This is a genomic window from Robertmurraya mesotrionivorans, from assembly GCF_050971805.1.
GTDB lineage: Bacteria > Bacillota > Bacilli > Bacillales > Cytobacillaceae > Robertmurraya_A.
The window spans coordinates 86,393-102,114 of record NZ_JBPCCH010000005.1 but is presented as its reverse complement, the minus strand read 5'-3'; the positions used below and the strand labels follow the sequence as shown (position 1 = coordinate 102,114).

General features: G+C 37.5%; 20 protein-coding genes. 2 read left to right on the top strand and 18 right to left on the bottom strand.

Features of this window, described 5'->3' with window-relative positions; translation table 11 throughout:
• Positions 1-73: 73 nt before the first annotated feature.
• Positions 74-1,021, top strand: coding sequence for a magnesium/cobalt transporter CorA (gene corA, locus ACRX5O_RS10845; RefSeq protein WP_433905969.1), 948 nt, complete (start codon positions 74-76; stop codon positions 1,019-1,021).
• Positions 1,022-1,058: 37 nt separating this feature from the next.
• Here corA and ACRX5O_RS10840 read toward each other — a convergent pair whose 3' ends face one another.
• The 18 genes from ACRX5O_RS10840 to ACRX5O_RS10755 form a co-directional block, all read right to left on the bottom strand.
• Positions 1,059-1,349, bottom strand: coding sequence for a YkvA family protein (locus ACRX5O_RS10840; protein WP_433905968.1), 291 nt, complete (start codon positions 1,347-1,349; stop codon positions 1,059-1,061).
• A gap of 24 nt (positions 1,350-1,373) precedes the next feature.
• Positions 1,374-1,760, bottom strand: a complete 387-nt coding sequence (locus tag ACRX5O_RS10835) for a sporulation protein (RefSeq protein ID WP_433905967.1) — start codon at positions 1,758-1,760, stop codon at positions 1,374-1,376.
• 273 nt (positions 1,761-2,033) lie between these two features.
• Positions 2,034-3,101 carry a PAS domain-containing sensor histidine kinase gene (locus ACRX5O_RS10830; RefSeq protein WP_433905966.1) on the bottom strand — a complete coding sequence of 356 codons (1,068 nt, stop codon included), beginning with the start codon at positions 3,099-3,101 and terminating at the stop codon, positions 2,034-2,036.
• Between the two features lie 26 nt (positions 3,102-3,127).
• Positions 3,128-3,583 carry a GAF domain-containing protein gene (locus ACRX5O_RS10825; protein WP_433905965.1) on the bottom strand — a complete coding sequence of 152 codons (456 nt, stop codon included), beginning with the start codon at positions 3,581-3,583 and terminating at the stop codon, positions 3,128-3,130.
• Positions 3,584-3,595: 12 nt separating this feature from the next.
• On the bottom strand, positions 3,596-4,249 hold the full coding sequence (locus ACRX5O_RS10820) for a response regulator (RefSeq protein ID WP_119708697.1): 654 nt from the start codon (positions 4,247-4,249) through the stop codon (positions 3,596-3,598).
• 52 nt (positions 4,250-4,301) lie between these two features.
• The gene (locus ACRX5O_RS10815) at positions 4,302-4,949 is read right to left on the bottom strand and encodes a sensor histidine kinase (RefSeq protein ID WP_433905964.1); all 648 of its coding nucleotides are present in this window, start codon (positions 4,947-4,949) and stop codon (positions 4,302-4,304) included.
• Between the two features lie 86 nt (positions 4,950-5,035).
• The gene (locus tag ACRX5O_RS10810; protein WP_433905963.1) at positions 5,036-6,340 is read right to left on the bottom strand and encodes a NarK family nitrate/nitrite MFS transporter; all 1,305 of its coding nucleotides are present in this window, start codon (positions 6,338-6,340) and stop codon (positions 5,036-5,038) included.
• Between the two features lie 5 nt (positions 6,341-6,345).
• Positions 6,346-6,633, bottom strand: coding sequence for a hypothetical protein (locus ACRX5O_RS10805; RefSeq protein ID WP_433905962.1), 288 nt, complete (start codon positions 6,631-6,633; stop codon positions 6,346-6,348).
• Positions 6,608-6,922: a hypothetical protein gene (locus ACRX5O_RS10800; RefSeq protein ID WP_433905961.1), complete on the bottom strand. Its 315-nt coding sequence runs from the start codon at positions 6,920-6,922 to the stop codon at positions 6,608-6,610. The genes ACRX5O_RS10805 and ACRX5O_RS10800 overlap by 26 nt, the downstream gene beginning before the upstream one ends.
• Positions 6,923-6,928: 6 nt before the next feature.
• Positions 6,929-7,114, bottom strand: coding sequence for a hypothetical protein (locus ACRX5O_RS10795; protein WP_433905960.1), 186 nt, complete (start codon positions 7,112-7,114; stop codon positions 6,929-6,931).
• Entirely contained in the window at positions 7,104-7,628 is a 525-nt protein-coding gene (locus ACRX5O_RS10790; RefSeq protein WP_251519380.1) for a QcrA and Rieske domain-containing protein, read from the bottom strand. The genes ACRX5O_RS10795 and ACRX5O_RS10790 overlap by 11 nt, the downstream gene beginning before the upstream one ends.
• A gap of 11 nt (positions 7,629-7,639) precedes the next feature.
• Positions 7,640-8,200 (bottom strand): 4Fe-4S dicluster domain-containing protein, encoded by a 561-nt coding sequence (locus ACRX5O_RS10785; protein ID WP_066048124.1) that lies wholly within the window; start codon positions 8,198-8,200, stop codon positions 7,640-7,642.
• Positions 8,201-10,369 carry a molybdopterin oxidoreductase family protein gene (locus ACRX5O_RS10780; RefSeq protein ID WP_433905959.1) on the bottom strand — a complete coding sequence of 723 codons (2,169 nt, stop codon included), beginning with the start codon at positions 10,367-10,369 and terminating at the stop codon, positions 8,201-8,203. It abuts the gene before it with no gap.
• Positions 10,356-11,435, bottom strand: coding sequence for a hypothetical protein (locus tag ACRX5O_RS10775; protein ID WP_433905958.1), 1,080 nt, complete (start codon positions 11,433-11,435; stop codon positions 10,356-10,358). The genes ACRX5O_RS10780 and ACRX5O_RS10775 overlap by 14 nt, the downstream gene beginning before the upstream one ends.
• A 258-nt stretch (positions 11,436-11,693) precedes the next feature.
• The gene (locus ACRX5O_RS10770; protein WP_433905957.1) at positions 11,694-12,212 is read right to left on the bottom strand and encodes an HD domain-containing protein; all 519 of its coding nucleotides are present in this window, start codon (positions 12,210-12,212) and stop codon (positions 11,694-11,696) included.
• Positions 12,213-12,229: 17 nt separating this feature from the next.
• Positions 12,230-12,520 carry a hypothetical protein gene (locus ACRX5O_RS10765; RefSeq protein WP_433905956.1) on the bottom strand — a complete coding sequence of 97 codons (291 nt, stop codon included), beginning with the start codon at positions 12,518-12,520 and terminating at the stop codon, positions 12,230-12,232.
• A gap of 213 nt (positions 12,521-12,733) precedes the next feature.
• Positions 12,734-13,093 carry an aminoacyl-tRNA hydrolase gene (locus tag ACRX5O_RS10760; protein ID WP_433905955.1) on the bottom strand — a complete coding sequence of 120 codons (360 nt, stop codon included), beginning with the start codon at positions 13,091-13,093 and terminating at the stop codon, positions 12,734-12,736.
• Between the two features lie 145 nt (positions 13,094-13,238).
• The gene (locus ACRX5O_RS10755) at positions 13,239-14,021 is read right to left on the bottom strand and encodes an N-acetylmuramoyl-L-alanine amidase (protein ID WP_433905954.1); all 783 of its coding nucleotides are present in this window, start codon (positions 14,019-14,021) and stop codon (positions 13,239-13,241) included.
• Between the two features lie 243 nt (positions 14,022-14,264).
• Between ACRX5O_RS10755 and ACRX5O_RS10750 the strand changes: the two genes are divergently transcribed.
• Positions 14,265-15,590: a hemolysin family protein gene (locus ACRX5O_RS10750; protein WP_433905953.1), complete on the top strand. Its 1,326-nt coding sequence runs from the start codon at positions 14,265-14,267 to the stop codon at positions 15,588-15,590.
• The last annotated feature ends 132 nt before the right edge of the window (positions 15,591-15,722 follow it).

Sequence of the window (15,722 nt, the reverse complement as noted above, 5' to 3'; positions counted from 1 at the left end):
CTTATTAGATAAAAATTGCCAAATTGAATGTATTTCGATAATCTATAGATACCTATTGTAACAGGAGATTCCTATGATTCGTATGATTGGCATTACAAAAGATTTTACCATAAAAGACATTAGTTTCCGTCAATTTAATCCTAATGAATGGATTTGGTATTGGATTGATTTCCATCAGCCAAGTGAGGAAGAAACGATTTATTTACAGGAGCCTTTGCAATTTCATCCCCTCGCTATAGAAGATTGCATTAATAAGCTTCAACGTCCTAAACTGGACTATTATGATCAGCACACCTTTTACGTTACCCATCGCTTAGGTGAGGGGAGCCTGGAAAAGGAAGAAATTAATTTTTTTGTTGAAAAGCAATTTATTGTCACCTATCACCATTTACCGTCCCCAGAGATTGATCAAGTATGGGAGCGTTTAATTCATTCTCGCAAGATCAAAGACTGGAATCCATACTTAGTGTTCTACTACGTGCTCGATAAGATTGTTGACAATTATTTCCCGTTTTTATATGAAATCGAAGATACTTTAAATGACATAGAAGACAATTCAAATCATGTATCAATGGAAAAATTGCTTGATCAATTGTTTGAGACGAGACACCATTTATTAAGCCTGCGACATACGATTATTCCTATGAGAGACCTTCTCTACCGAATGTTAAACTCGCACCGACTAGAAACCATTCAAGGAAAAAAAGAGTATTTTGCTGATATATATGACCACCTGCTGAAATTATCTGAAATGATTGATGCAAACCGCGAAATCACTGCTGATATACGCGATAGTTATATTTCATATAACTCCCACCAAACCAATCGAGTAATGAAGGTACTTACAGTGATTACAACCATTTTCATGCCCCTTACCTTTATAGCAGGTATTTACGGAATGAATTTTGAACACATGCCAGAACTCCGGTGGGAATATGGATACTTTCTTATACTTCTCATTATGCTTATCATTGGGGGAGGTATGTATATTTGGTTTAAAATGAAGGGTTGGTTCCTATAAATGTAGCAAATCCCCAACTGTTGTTGGGGATTTCATTTTAGATGAATTTTTTATCATTTATATCGTATTTTTCTTTTAACCATGGGGGAGCCGTTTTGACTAGTCTTTGTAAGATGAAAGTTGTAAATAATAAATCATCCGTAAACCCAAAAATGGCAAATATATCTGGTATCACATCAATTGGCAAATAGAGATAACCAATAATAAGAGCTATTGGCCAGGCCTTATGTTTTAGTGATACGTCTCGTGCAAAATAAAACTCTTTTATGAAGGGTAAGAATCTCCAAAATTTAACGACAAATGCTACTCTTCTCCAAGCTTTTTTCATGCTCGATTCCCCTTCCTTAACCTTTTACTGGATATGAATTAGATCTTGATCCTCACTCTTAACCCCTGCATCAAATATCATCTTAGTTATAAATCGATACTTGATAGTTGATGACGATTTTTCAAGTTTATCTGGTAAGGTAAATCGAAAATTTAATTGATTTTGTTCCTGTGATTCAATCATTTGTGTAGTGTAAATCGTTGAGCTTTCAATGATTACCTCTTGGTTTTCCTCTTCATTTTTCATTACTAAATCACATTCAATTCTTCTTAACTGCTGCTCAATCGTTCCTCCTTGAATATGAAAATGTCCTGTGACACACTCCCCTGGTTGAAATTTTGTATGATCTAGCTTTAAGTCTATCGTAGCTGATCCAATTCCTAATAATGACATATACTTTCTCAAAATCATGGTTTCCCAATCCCCTCAATATTTTTTAGTTACCCTTATCCTTATCCTATTATCAATAAAATAAAAATGGTCCTTACCTTGGAGGTAAAGACCATAAATAAAGACCTTTACCAAATGGTAAAGGTCTTGCTAACAACAAGTAATGTGTGTTGCCAACAAAGCCGAGAGTTTCCTCTGAAGTGACGACTTTGCTGTAAAAGCTACTCCCCTTTAGGAGATATTATAAAATTATATACTAATTTTATGTTATTTTCCTTAAATTTGTCAATCTTTTTATAACGGAATTTCTAAAACAATCTTTGTCCCTTTACCAGGAGAGGAATGAATATGAACTTCCCCCTTTACCGCACGAGCACGTTCCTCCATACTAAATAGTCCTACTCCCCTTGTAATGTTTGAGGGGTCGAACCCTTGACCATTATCTTCGATGATCACACGAACCTCTTGATCCATCTCTCGAATAATAATCGAAACTTGCTCCGCATTTGCATATTTTTGAATATTAATTAATGCTTCCTGAAGAATACGATAAATAGTAATTTCCTTGTTTGATGAAAGCCGCTGTTGTAAAAAGCAATCAAATTGAACATCAATCTGATAATTCTCTGAAAAACGGGTTAAATATGAACGGATCGCAGGCAAAAGACCAAGATCATCGAGAACAGACGGTCTTAATTCCTGGGATATTCTTCTGACTTCTTCAATTAATTCCGTTGCTTCTTTTTGGAGCATATCAAGTAACGGATGCTTTAGTTGCGATTGTAAAATATTAATTGAAATTAAATGACTATACAGATTTTGTCCGATCCCATCATGAAGATTTCTTGAAAGCCTTTTTCTTTCGTCTTCTTGTACCTCGATGATTTTTGTCATCATACTTTGTAGCTCTTCTTCTACTTTTTTTCTTTCTGTGACCTCATGACGAATTGCTAAATACTGATACGGTTTTCCATTTGAATCCAAAAACGGAACAATGGTTGTATTTACCCAATAATATGTACCATCTTTTGCACGATTTTTTATTTCACCATTCCATACTTGTCCAGATGATATGGTCATCCATAGGTCTTTGAAGAATGCCTTTGGATGAAAGCTTGAATTAATAATTCGATGATCCGATCCGATCAGTTCTTCCCTTGAGTACTTAGAGATCTGAGAGAACTTATCATTTACATACGTAATTCGCCCTTTCGCATCTGTAATAGCTACAATAGATGATGCATCTAGGGCAAATTTGAAATCCTTTAATTCTTGAACAGATTTTTGTAACTCTTCGGATAATTCGTTAAGAGGATTAGGTGAGTGATGATTTGCGTTGATGATCCTCGATTGATCCTTCAACTCTATAGCCTCCCTCTATAATTATTTTACATTTTTTCCAATGATAGAAATTTTTTTATATCCGCTGCAGTCTTTTCAACTAACTTTTTTTCATCGTCACTGATGCAAGTTTCCGATCTAAACCCCACTAGCAACACACCTTTAGGTATGCCATTGATGAGAATAGGTACAGCGTACGCATAAAGCAGTTTTTCTGCTAACAGGATGGGGTACTCCAATGCTTTTCCTAGGATATTCTGAGGAAAATACTTAATCTCCATTGGTCTTCCGGTAGATATCACTCTACCGGCAATTCCTTTTCCATACCGTAGGGTGATTCTCTCATATTTATCATTGCTATTCCCGGAAGCAATTTTCCAGCCAATATTAGGTCCTTTGCTCTCTTGAAAGGCTAGACCGACAAAGTCACATTCAATCGTTCCTTGAAGCTGTTCGCAAGCCTGTTTCATGTATGTCTGATTGTACAAGTTATCCATAACCATTGAATACATCCTTTACATGCCATAGCCGAGCAAGCCTTTTTTTAGTGCAAATGCAACTAGCTCAGGTCTAGTTTTCATTTGAAGCTTTTCCATAAGATTTCCCTTATGTGTTTCAACTGTTTTAACAGAAATGACTAGCTTTTCAGCAATTTCTTTATTGGCATAACCCTTTGCAATTAGAGTTAAGACTTCTCTTTCTCTATCAGATAGAAGACTAAAAGTATCTTGATTTCCTTGTTTTACGCTGTCAATATACTCTTCCATTAGCCTTTTCGTGGCAGATGGATGAAGGTAAGCATCACCTTTTGCCACCATTTTTATGGCACCTAACAATTCATCATGTGGTGCACTTTTCAAAATACATCCTGAAGCACCCGCTTGAATCGCCCGAAATAAATACTCTTCATCATCATGCATCGTTAAAATTAGGATTTGTACATTTGGCATTAGCTTTTTTAGCTCCGATGTAGCTGATAACCCATCCTTGCCGTGTGGCATGCTTAAGTCCATTACGACTACATCTGGCTTTAGCTCTTGGGCTAACTGAATACCTTCGTTCCCCTCTGACGCCTCCCCTACCACTTCCATCTCTGGATGGTTACTTAATAACATTTTTAATCCCATTCTAACGACAGCATGATCATCACATAATATAATTTTAATCAAGGTAAGCCCCCCCATGACTTCTAAAAAGGAACATAATCCTTATATCCTTTTATTATAGCGGTAAAAGAACATCAATTGTAGTCCCTACCCCTATTTCAGAAGTTATCACGCATTGGCCCCCAATTAAATTCATACGCTCTTTCATAGCAGCCAATCCACTAGAACGCTGCATTTCATTTTCAACGTTAAAACCTTTCCCATTGTCCTTAATTGTTATGGATAATTTGTTATCACCAAATGAGAAGTCTAACTGCACAAAATGAGTGTCCGCATATTTTGCTACATTCCCTAGCGCCTCTTGACATACTCGAAAAAGGGTTATTTTTTGAGGTTCTGCTAAATTCGGTTCCTGTCCCTCAATATCGAGATCGACTAATATTCCGTAAGTCGATGTAAACATCCGTAAATAGCTTTTTATTGCTGGTACTAACCCAAGTGTTGTTAACGTAGGAGGATGAAGCTCTACTGACAAAAGACGGATTTCCTGAATCGTCTTTTCAAGTAATTGACTCATTTCATTCACATATGATTTCATATTTGAACCGTTTATGGCCTGTTCAATAAATTGGAGACCAGTATACATACTATAGAGGGTTTGCCCAACACCTTCATGAAGCTCAAGTGCGATACGTTTAATTTCTTCTTCTTGTGATTGGATAATGTATGAGCTAATTTGATTTTTAGTCGGTGAATTTTTCATAAAGAACCTCCCCCTACCCTTTAAATATAGATAGACACATACCCCATCATTATTTGAAAACAAATGATGGGGCATATGCCTTGTTTTTATGCTACATTTTTCGAAGGTTTTGTGCTTACAGTAGAACGTTGATAGTAGAACCAGTTTAATACAATGGAAATTACATAGAAAGCGATAAAGAAATAAAAGGCATTTACTGGTGTTCCAAACTGATTAACTGACCAACCGAAAAGCTTTGGTATAAAGAATGAACCATATGCTGCGAATGCAGCGGTGAATCCTAGAACTGGTGCTGCTTCTTTTACAGGGAAGATATCTGGAATCATCTGGAATGTCGAACCAGATCCTAAACCTGCCGCAATAAATAGAACTAGGAATGATGCAAGGAATCCTGTAAACATTTTGTCATTTGTAAAGTAGATTACTCCTGCTGCTCCAATTGCCATAACTACAAGAACCCAGGCAGTGACAAGAGCTCCACCTAATTTATCAGAAATCCAGCCACCAATAGGTCTTGCTGCTGCTGCTAAAAATGCTCCTAGGAAGGCTAAACCAACATGTTCTGGGAATTGAGATTTTAGTAGTAAAGGAAATGCTGCTGAATACCCAATAAAGGAACCGAAAGTAGCAACATATAAAACAGTCATAATCCAAGTGTGCTTACGCTTAACGATAATAAATTGATCCTTCACCGATTGAGTTGCCGTTGGAATATTATCCATCCCAAACCAAGCAGCAATCGTTAAAATTGCAATCGGAATGACCCAAATGAAAGCTGCATTTTGAATCCAAACACTTTCACCTGTTGGCAATGTTTGACTTCCACCAACTAAAGCAAATGTACCAGATGCAATAATGAGAGGAGTCACGAATTGAACAACTGATACACCCATATTTCCTAGTCCACCGTTAATACCAAGTGCTGTTCCTTTTTCTTTTTTCGGAAAGAAGAAACTCATATTAGCTGAAGAAGAGGAGAAGTTACCTCCACCAAGTCCACATAAAGCAGCAAGGATGAGCATAGTGGTATATGGTGTGTCAGGATTTTGTACAGCAAAACCAATCCCAACTGCTGGAATAGCTAAAATAGCTGTAGAAAATACGGTCCAGTTTCTTCCGCCAAATTTACCAACTGCAAAAGTATAAATAAATCTCAGTGTTGCACCAACTAGTCCTGGCATTGCAGCAAGAGTAAACAGCTGTTCAGGCGTAAAATTAAATCCTACATCATTTAAGCGTACTGCAACAACCGACCATATTTGCCATACAACAAATGCCATCATTAACGATGGAACGGAGATTAATAAGTTTCTTTTAGCGTGTCTTTTCCCTTCTTTTTTCCAAAATTGTTCATCTTCCGGATTCCATTGAGTGATTCTTCCTTTACTCATGTTTATCAAACCTTTCTTATTACATAATATAGTTTACTAGCTTCATCAAACGCTACCCATTCCTTTTCACTAACAGTTACTTGAGAAGATCCAGGTATAGCAAAGAAATTTCTGTCGTCAAAATAGATTCTCACATGTGTTTCGTCAGGACATAGTCCCACTTTTACTAGTGATTTTTTTATAAACGGTGCTGCCTGTTCTTCCCCAGAATAGTCCTGGATAGAAAGCTCAACTGTTTGATTGACAAAGATTTTTAGATCCTCAAGATTAATGCCCTGCACAGCTGCTTCCACATCCTTTCCCATTAGGATAAACAAACATCTTATAACCTTGAAGATAAGACCAGAAGTCTTCTTGTGCGTGTGTCTCAATATGCTCAATAACTTCTTCTTCTGACTGAAAACGAGTCATTCCTTTTATCTCAGCAATAACTACATCTGCACCTTCAGTTACTTTTTCATCAAGATACCAATTCACACGCATTCCTTTAAACAAATCCGTTAACAACTGATCAATGAGATTAGAGAATTCTCCAACATGCTCTCTTACAAAACAGAAGTCTAAGTAGGTTTCAGAATTCATTGTCAATCACGCCTTCTTTTGATCTTGTTTGTAAATTAGAAATGCTATAGGGAATAAGATTAGATTTAAGACACAATAAATGATTGCCGTTACATAGTTTTCAAAATAATACTGGTGCACCATTTTTTGTGTAAATACGATATTTAACATAAGAATGACTAACAAGGCAGCAAAATTGAAATTAAACTTCATAACGTTTCACCTTCACTGCATATACTGCGTCTTTCTCTACTATTACTTCAATTTCAGGTAATGGTCTACGAGGAGGTCCTGCAGTTGGTGCGCCTGTTTCAACATCAAATTTCCCATGATGGCAAGGACAAAGCATCTCTCCTTTTTCCTTTTCCCAAAATACTGGACAGCGCAGGTGAGTACATGCGTTTTGATAAGCAACATATTTTGTTTCGGTTAACCGAATTAATATGGCATCGTCATGTTCACCAGGGAACTTAAAATCAACAGAATGGCCAACTGGAATACTTTTTATATCAACAATCTTTTTGTGCGGATATTCCTTGTTTCCTAGTCCCATTAACTCCTTCGCTGCAACCCCACCCCAAGGGAGAGATGATACGGCAAATACACCAGCTGCCCCTACCAATGTCTTCATAAACCCTCGACGGTCTAGCTTTCTTTCATTGTTCCGATTGATATTGTGGGTATAATTATCTTCGTTAAAGGGGATTTTATTATTTTTATGTGTCATGATAATCCCTCCTAAAATAACTTTGTTACTCCCTGTAAAATACCAGGGAGATTCACTCGTACATTTGTTTCGCCTTCAAGATACGGCATACTTGTCACCCATTTACCATTATCTAAATTGAACTGCTTTTGCTTTGCTTCGATCTCATCATCCGTTAGCCACTGCAGTGTATTTGATGGACAAACACTTGCACACATGGGTGGTATTCCATCCTTTGTCCGGTCAATACACAAATCGCATTTGTACATGAGATTTTGTTCTGTATCAAATTTTGGAATTCCATATGGACAAGCGATCGTACAGTTTTGACAGCCAATACATTTTTCTACCAATGCAGACAATACCGCTCCCGTTTCATGGATTTGGATCGCCTGAGCAGGACAGCTTCTTGCACATGCCGGATTTACACAATGAAGGCACATGAGAGGCATCGTCTGACGGTTTACAAGAGGATTCACATCATATACATAGTTTCTGTTTTTCTCTTCATGTCCTCCGCACTGCGTACAGGCAGCCAAACAAGAGCGGCAGCCGATACAGTTTTCTAATTCTAGATAGAGCCTCTTCTTCATTTATTGCACCTTCTTTATTTCTAGTTTTTCAATTTGCGCTGCACATGCCTTAAACTCTGGCATTCTTGACATCGGATCAAGTGCTGCAATGGTAAGGAGATTAATAGATTGATCGTGACCAAAGTGATATGGTACGAACACCGTATCTTTTCGAATAGCTTCGGTTATTTTCACTTTATAATCAGCTGTTCCACGACGAGTGAACAGTCGGACCACTTCTTCATGCTGAATGTCATATTTAGAGGCGGTATCCGGATGCACCTCAACATAAGGTTCTGGACACATATCACGTAAAAATTGAATTCTTCTCGTTTGATTTCCGGATAGGTAATGGTACACCACGCGTCCAGTTGTTAAACGTAATGGATATTCTTCACATGGCTCTTCTGCTGGTGGTCGGTATGGAAGTGCACAAATCTTGGCTTTTCCATCTGGATGATAAAACTTTTTGTCTAAGAACATATGTGGTGTTCCCTTATCATCCTCATCTTTACAAGGCCAAAACACTCCATCTTGCTTCTCGATCTTATCCCATGTCGCTCCATAATAGTCTGCGTAACCACCTTTAGACGCTAAGCGGAATTCGTCTCCGATATCTTTTGCTGTTTTTAAATGTCTGAAGTATTGCCCTCTTCCAAGTCTTTCAGCAAGCTCAACTTGAATTTCCCAGTCTGGTTTAGATTCGCCCACAGGCTCTTGGGCTTTATTAATTTTAATGATACGACCTTCGATATTGGTGACAGTTCCCTCATCCTCAGACCAAGTGGTTGTTGGAAGAATGACATCGGCAAATTCTGCTGATTCAGAAAGATAAAAATCTGCAACAACCATAAAATCGAGATTTTTTAAGGCGTTTCGTACATAATTAAGATTAGGAGCACTAACTGCAGGGTTTGAACATAATAGGTAAAGTCCTCTAATCGTTTTATCTGTCATCAACTCAAACATCTCGTACGCTGACACACCTGCTTGCGGCATCTCTTCCGGCTTGATTCCCCATACTTTACTAACTTCACGAACATGATCTGGATTGGCAATTTTACGATACCCAGGAAGTGCATCAGCCTTTTGTCCGTGCTCACGTCCTCCTTGCCCATTACCTTGACCAGTAAAAGTGGCTACGCCTGATTTTGGACGACCAATCTTGCCCGTTACGAGAGCTAAATTTGTATACGCGGAAACATTGTCAACACCTTTATGCTGCTGTTCTATACCACGAGCAAACATTACTACTGCATTCGGCGCTTTTCCATAAATCTCGGCTGCCCTGATAATTTTCTCTGGAGCAACACCTGTAATTTCACTTGTATATTCTGGAGTAAACTCCTTCACTACTTCCTTTGTTTCTTCAAATCCATTTGTGTGATTGTTCACAAATTGTTCATCAATATGTCCCATTTCGATTAATTGATGGAGAATTCCATTTGCAAGGGCAAGGTCTGTACCTGGACGAAGATCCAAATGAAGATCCGCTCTTCTTGCAATTGGTGTTTCACGTGGGTCAACCACAATGATGTATCCTCCTCTTTCTTGGACATTCCAAATGCGGAACATAGAGGTTGGATGACATTCAGCCGTATTACTACCTGCAATTAATAAACAATCTGTTTCATGTATATCCGTCCAAGGAATCGTTGAACCACGATCGACCCCAAGAGATCTCATAAATCCACCAGCTGCACTTGCCATACAGAAGCGGCCATTATAATCGATGTATCTGGTACCAAGACCCACACGAGCAAACTTTCCAGTTAAATAGCATTTCTCATTTGTCATTGAAACGCCGCTGAAGACTGAAAGACTATCTTTTCCGTAATCGTTCTGTAATTCTTGGAATTTCTTTACGATTAAATTGTATGCTTCTTCCCAACTTGCCTCACGGAAACCTTCTTTTGTTCCTTTTAATGCTTGATTATCACGAATTAGCGGTCGTAAAATACGATCATCATGATTCGTTTGCTGGTAAGCTGTCACACCTTTCGGGCACATTTTCCCAACTGTTACGGGCCATTCATAACGAGGCTCTACGCCAATAATTTTGTTTGTTTTTGTATTCACACGTAAATTCATCCCACATTGCATCCCGCAATAACTACAGTGAGTTTTCACTAGTTTCTCATTTGGATGATGTAAGTTCTTTACTTCTTTAAAAAATTTATCCCTTTGCATTCTGGTTTGCCTCCTTAACTTTCACTTCATGTGTAGGGAAGCCAGAGAACTGAGCGATACGGTACTTTCTCCGACATGGAAGACATAATTCCGCAAGATGAAAGTCTTCCTTTTTAAATTCCATATGGTTCACGCCTAGTACATGGACGACATCATTTGATTGTTCTGTTGATACAAATCCCTCACCACAAACCTTACAATGTTTCATCGACTGCTCAGCATAATGCTCGCGGTAGTTTCTAGCAAAAATACTTACTGGGCGGAAAGGAATATGTGCTAATTTTCCAAATGGTAAATATATTAAAGTAACAATTACGGAATATTGATGAATTAATGACATGACCGAATGTCCCCAGCCGTGTAAAAACATATTGATAAACGTCAATGCAATACCTGTGATACTAACAAAAAGTAGTAAATATAATGGCAAAAAGTCGTAAACAACTGTTTGTTCTGCACGTGCTTGCATGTTTTTCAAGCGTCTGTAAATAATCATGCAAACACCTGTGATTACCATAACTGCAGATATATTTAAAGCGTTATAGAAAAGGTATCCTAAAGCACCGTCTGCTTTAATTGTCATGATGTCAATTCCCATTCCAACGACCGTATAATATCCGTTCTCTTCCATCGTAAAGTACATCCAGCCAAACACTAATGGGAAGGTAACGAATGCTGCGATTACACAACCCCAACCCATTAAAATATGTTGAGTCCAACGATAGATCCCACGATTCCAAATAAAACGATAGGTGACTAGGTGCTCTGTAGTCGTCATAGGGGTTGACTTTCGAAACAAAAGTTTTAATCCCTTTTTTATGAAGATTTTTGTTGGTGGTCGTTCTCCCCAAGCGATAAATCGATAAAAGAATCCTCCTAAGAAAACAATCGTCCCAACCATGTATCCGTATAAATTTAAGTCGATATGAGTAAACATTCTCGTTCCAATAAATGATAAAATCGCTAGTCCGCATACACTTAAAAACATAGATTTGGCAAACTTAGAAGCAAACGCACGATCGATTGAATGTGTTGCTTTTTTATTTGCTGAAAGTTCTCCTTGCATTTTTTAGCTCCTCCTTGAAAAATCACCATTTAAGTTACTCTCATTTTATGTCTTGATCTCAGTTGAACGTATCGGGGGATTTCCTTACCCACCTCAGAAAATTCCCTTAGAGGGCTATTTTTCGGCATTCACAAGGTATTTCGACCCTTATAAACGTTGATATAACAACGTTTTTTGATTTGTGGCGATTTTGTAACAGTTGATGTCATAATCGGTTTTCCGGCAAAAAAAAACACTTTTCTGTAATAGAAAAGTGCTTTATCCCCCATTTAACTCGATATCAATCATGTGATCTAATCTTTTTAAACTCTTTCTTGCCCTTTCATTTGAAATGGTTCGATAATGATGTAATCCCCCTTCTTCCTCATCCATTTCATCCGCCTTTTTTACGATTTCTTGTAAGGGAGTTCTAATGATTGTATTTGTTGGTAGAAACGAATCGGTATGAAATAAAATGGCATGAGAAATGACCTTTGCTGACGCGGGGTTTTCACCGAGGCGAATTAATAATTTATGAGCGCGTTCAGCCCCTTTTATTGGATGGATATCGTATTTTTTATACATTTCATAATCCCACTTCCCATTTTTATACCAAGTGAAGTGTCCAATATCATGCAGCAACCCAGCTTTTGCTGCTAAATCAACAGGTACTGAGTGTTTCTTTGCTAAGTGAAAGGAATGATAAGCGACAGCAATCGCATGGGAAATGCCTGATCTAGTCAAATATTTTTGTGCAATGTGATGGTCAAAAATCGCCTTTAATTCAACGTCACGCAATTGTTGTCCCCTCCTTTTTACTCAGGTAAATTGCCAACATAAATTATATAGGCCAAAAAAATGATAATAAATGCAGCTAGGCCTACGGTAACAACACTTCTTATCGCCCCTTTCCAATTAGTAACACCTGAAAAACCAATGATGCCAACAAAAAATACAATCATTGTAAAATAATAAATCATTTTTAACGGATGAATTCCAACCCACTGGATAAAGTAAGAAGTAATTATATTAGTAGAGAGAACAAATACGAGTCCACAAGAAAGTAATACCATGAAAAATGACCACGTATTCAGTATCTTTCCCATATTTTTCTCCTCCTTATTCTATTCTTACTATTAAATATATACAGAAAGAGAAGGAGTTATTTCATATTGTCTTAATATTCCGTATATTATTCCACAAACTTTGCTGTAATCCTTCTTATCCAGCAATATCTTTTCACAATTTTCTCAACTAAAGGAAAAAACTGCTGACTTAATTAGCAAGCAAGCAGTTTTTGAGACGTCCGTTCATTTATATCAATACCTTTTAAACTGGCTAACGAATCTTTTACTTAACAGTCTAGGCATTGGTGGTAATGCAACGACCGATAACTTTCCATTAATCACTTCAGTGACTCCTTTTTCATGAACCGCATAAAAACCGCTTTCCACCAACGTTTCTAGCTCGTTTTCACTGCCCCTTAATATCATTTTCTTCATGCCTGATTGGTACCATTCTACATAGTATTCAAAGTAATCAGGAAACCTAGCTTGCTTGGAGCTGACCATATTTATGGTGGATATAGTAGCAGCATGGGCAATTTGTGAGGCAAGTTTCCCAGGAGACAGTTTTAAGTCCTCGTTCACAACGTAATATTGCACGACCTCATTATTCACCGATTCCCCTCCCTTACAGCAACAAATTCAACTTTTTCTTCTATGTATACTCATAAAAAATACATTCTATGCGAAAACCGTTGCTTACTCGGCCACCAAACTTGTCCATAAAAAGAAAAGCACTCCTTTTAGAAGTGCTGCGGCTTCATCCTAGATGAACATATGCATCAAAGCCTTCTCTTTCTGCCCTACTTGCTAACTCTTCAGCTCTACTTCTATCAGCAAATGCTCCAATCTGGACTTTGAATAACCCATCCTCTTGGTACGCATAGGTCTCGAACCCTTTCGATATAGCTCTTTCGGCTAGCGCTTCAGCATTTTCTCTTGTTCGGAATGCTCCTATTTGGACACGATATACGCCTTGTCCAGGAGATAGAGCAGGTGTCGTTTTTCTTCTTAGGTTATACGCCCTTGCCAACCCGTTTGTATGACCCCTTGCTAAGCTTGTAATAAAAGATGGACTTCGTAACTTTTCTGCATCTGAAGTATTATCAATAAACCCATTTTCTGTGAGGACCGCATCCATATTGGTTTCCCTAAGCACATGAAAATCAGCTTGCTTTTGTCCTCTATTAGAGAAGTTTACCGTTTTAAGCACTTCCTCGTGAATAGCTTGACGATAGGTAGTTGTAGGAACTCCTACATTAGGGTAAACATAACTCTCAAAGCCAGTTCCCCCACCTGCATTTACGTGAATCGAGAGGTAGAAGTCAGCTCCCCAGGTGTTAGCTGCATTTGTTCGGGAAGTTAAACTCACGGTCTGGTCTCCCGTTCGACTCATCTGAACTTCAACATTTTCGTATTCATTGATAAGAAAATTACGAATGGTAGAAGCTATACTTAGAGTTATATTTTTTTCTTGGAGTCCATTACCAGTTGCACCAGGATCTGAGCCACCATGACCAGGATCCAAAAATATTTTCACCATATTATTTATCACCTCCTTACTACTTATATATGAAAGAACAGCAAAATAAGACAATGTTTTCACTTTTTTATTGTTAGAATTTCGATTACCAAAATAATTCTAATACTTGTTTATAATTAAAAGTATTTTCCTTTACAGTTATTTTTTCATTTCATATATTAGAATAGAGCGGTATTTTATACATGCGAAAGAAGAATACTTTATACATAGAAGTAGAAAATATCTTAAAAGGATGATTTTGTTTTGACCATTGAACTCGTTATTTTAATCGTGTTAATTTTATTAAATGCCTTTTTCGCAGCTTCAGAAATTGCACTCATTTCCTTAAATGATAATAAAATTAAAGTCATGGCTGATGAAGGACATAAGAAGGCTAAGATGCTCCATCAGCTATTAAGTGAACCAAGTCGTTTTTTGGCAACGATACAAATTGGCATCACATTAGCTGGGTTTTTAGCGAGTGCGTTTGCTGCTGAGAACTTTGCTAGTGACTTCACTCAACTGCTACTTGCTTTAGGGGTACCATTATCAGAAAGAATGCTTGGTACCGTCTCTGTTTTTGTCATTACGATCATTTTGTCCTACTTTACTCTCGTATTTGGAGAATTAGTCCCAAAACGTTTGGCAATGAAAAAAGCAGAAGCTATTTCGATGATTGCAGTAATTCCGCTTACCACCTTGTCAAAGATTTCTGCGCCGTTTGTGAAATTACTCACTGGATCAACCAATATTGTTGTTCGTCTTTTTGGTGTAGACCCACATGCAGAGGATGAGGATGCAACTGAAGAAGAAATCAAACTAATGCTCGATATCGGCAAGGAAAGAGGGACCATTCAAGAGGCGGAAAGCGTTATGATAAACAATATTTTTGCCTTTGATAATACTTATGTTACTGATATTATGACTCATCGTACTAATATTGCTGGTATTCCTGCTGATGCAAACATAAAGGATGTTGTACGCATTGTAAATGAAGAAAAGTATACGAGATTCCCTGTATACGAAGAAGATATGGATACGATTATTGGTATCTTTCATGTAAAAGACTTAATTGAATTTATGGAGCATGAAGATAACCGTCCTTTTGAAATGAAAAAAATTATTCGTCCGCCATTTTACGTGATTGGTTCGATGCGGACGGATGATGTGTTTAAAGAGCTACAAAAGAATAAAACACATATGGCCATTGTACTAGATGAATATGGGGGAACTGACGGAATTGTCACCGTTGAGGACCTACTCGAGGAAATTGTGGGTAATATTTTTGATGAATATGATGAGAATGAAGAAGAAGAAATTGAAATACTTAAAGTAAATGATGATGAATATACCATCTTAGGAACCACTAGTTTAGATGATGTGGAAGAAGTGTTAAAACTCGATCTACCTTTAGACCAATATGAAACATTGAGTGGTTTTTTCATTGGGGAATTAGGAAGATTTCCTGAGCATAATGAGCAACCCTCTATTTCATTTAATGGTGTACAGTTTACTGCAACCCAATTGGATGAACTTAGAGTATCTAAAATTCAGGTGAAAATACTAAAGGAAGTAGAAAATACCAAGTAAAGACGTTCATGTAACGTCTTTTTTATATGTTTTCATATCCATAGACAAAAATATCAATTGACATATAAGAAGAATTTCTAGATAATTCAACTAATGTGCATAAAAACTCAAATTTCGACATCAGGAGGATAA

Excerpts from the sequence above, each read along its gene's own strand:
- corA (WP_433905969.1), top strand. The coding sequence starts at position 74 with ATGATTCGTATGATTGGCATTACAAAAGATTTTACCATAAAAGACATT.
- ACRX5O_RS10840 (WP_433905968.1), bottom strand. The coding sequence starts at position 1,349 with ATGAAAAAAGCTTGGAGAAGAGTAGCATTTGTCGTTAAATTTTGGAGA.
- ACRX5O_RS10835 (WP_433905967.1), bottom strand. The coding sequence starts at position 1,760 with ATGATTTTGAGAAAGTATATGTCATTATTAGGAATTGGATCAGCTACG.
- ACRX5O_RS10825 (WP_433905965.1), bottom strand. The coding sequence starts at position 3,583 with ATGGTTATGGATAACTTGTACAATCAGACATACATGAAACAGGCTTGC.
- ACRX5O_RS10815 (WP_433905964.1), bottom strand. The coding sequence starts at position 4,949 with ATGAAAAATTCACCGACTAAAAATCAAATTAGCTCATACATTATCCAA.
- ACRX5O_RS10810 (WP_433905963.1), bottom strand. The coding sequence starts at position 6,340 with ATGAGTAAAGGAAGAATCACTCAATGGAATCCGGAAGATGAACAATTT.
- ACRX5O_RS10800 (WP_433905961.1), bottom strand. The coding sequence starts at position 6,922 with ATGAATTCTGAAACCTACTTAGACTTCTGTTTTGTAAGAGAGCATGTT.
- ACRX5O_RS10795 (WP_433905960.1), bottom strand. The coding sequence starts at position 7,114 with ATGAAGTTTAATTTCAATTTTGCTGCCTTGTTAGTCATTCTTATGTTA.
- ACRX5O_RS10790 (WP_251519380.1), bottom strand. The coding sequence starts at position 7,628 with ATGACACATAAAAATAATAAAATCCCCTTTAACGAAGATAATTATACC.
- ACRX5O_RS10785 (WP_066048124.1), bottom strand. The coding sequence starts at position 8,200 with ATGAAGAAGAGGCTCTATCTAGAATTAGAAAACTGTATCGGCTGCCGC.
- ACRX5O_RS10780 (WP_433905959.1), bottom strand. The coding sequence starts at position 10,369 with ATGCAAAGGGATAAATTTTTTAAAGAAGTAAAGAACTTACATCATCCA.
- ACRX5O_RS10775 (WP_433905958.1), bottom strand. The coding sequence starts at position 11,435 with ATGCAAGGAGAACTTTCAGCAAATAAAAAAGCAACACATTCAATCGAT.
- ACRX5O_RS10765 (WP_433905956.1), bottom strand. The coding sequence starts at position 12,520 with ATGGGAAAGATACTGAATACGTGGTCATTTTTCATGGTATTACTTTCT.
- ACRX5O_RS10755 (WP_433905954.1), bottom strand. The coding sequence starts at position 14,021 with ATGGTGAAAATATTTTTGGATCCTGGTCATGGTGGCTCAGATCCTGGT.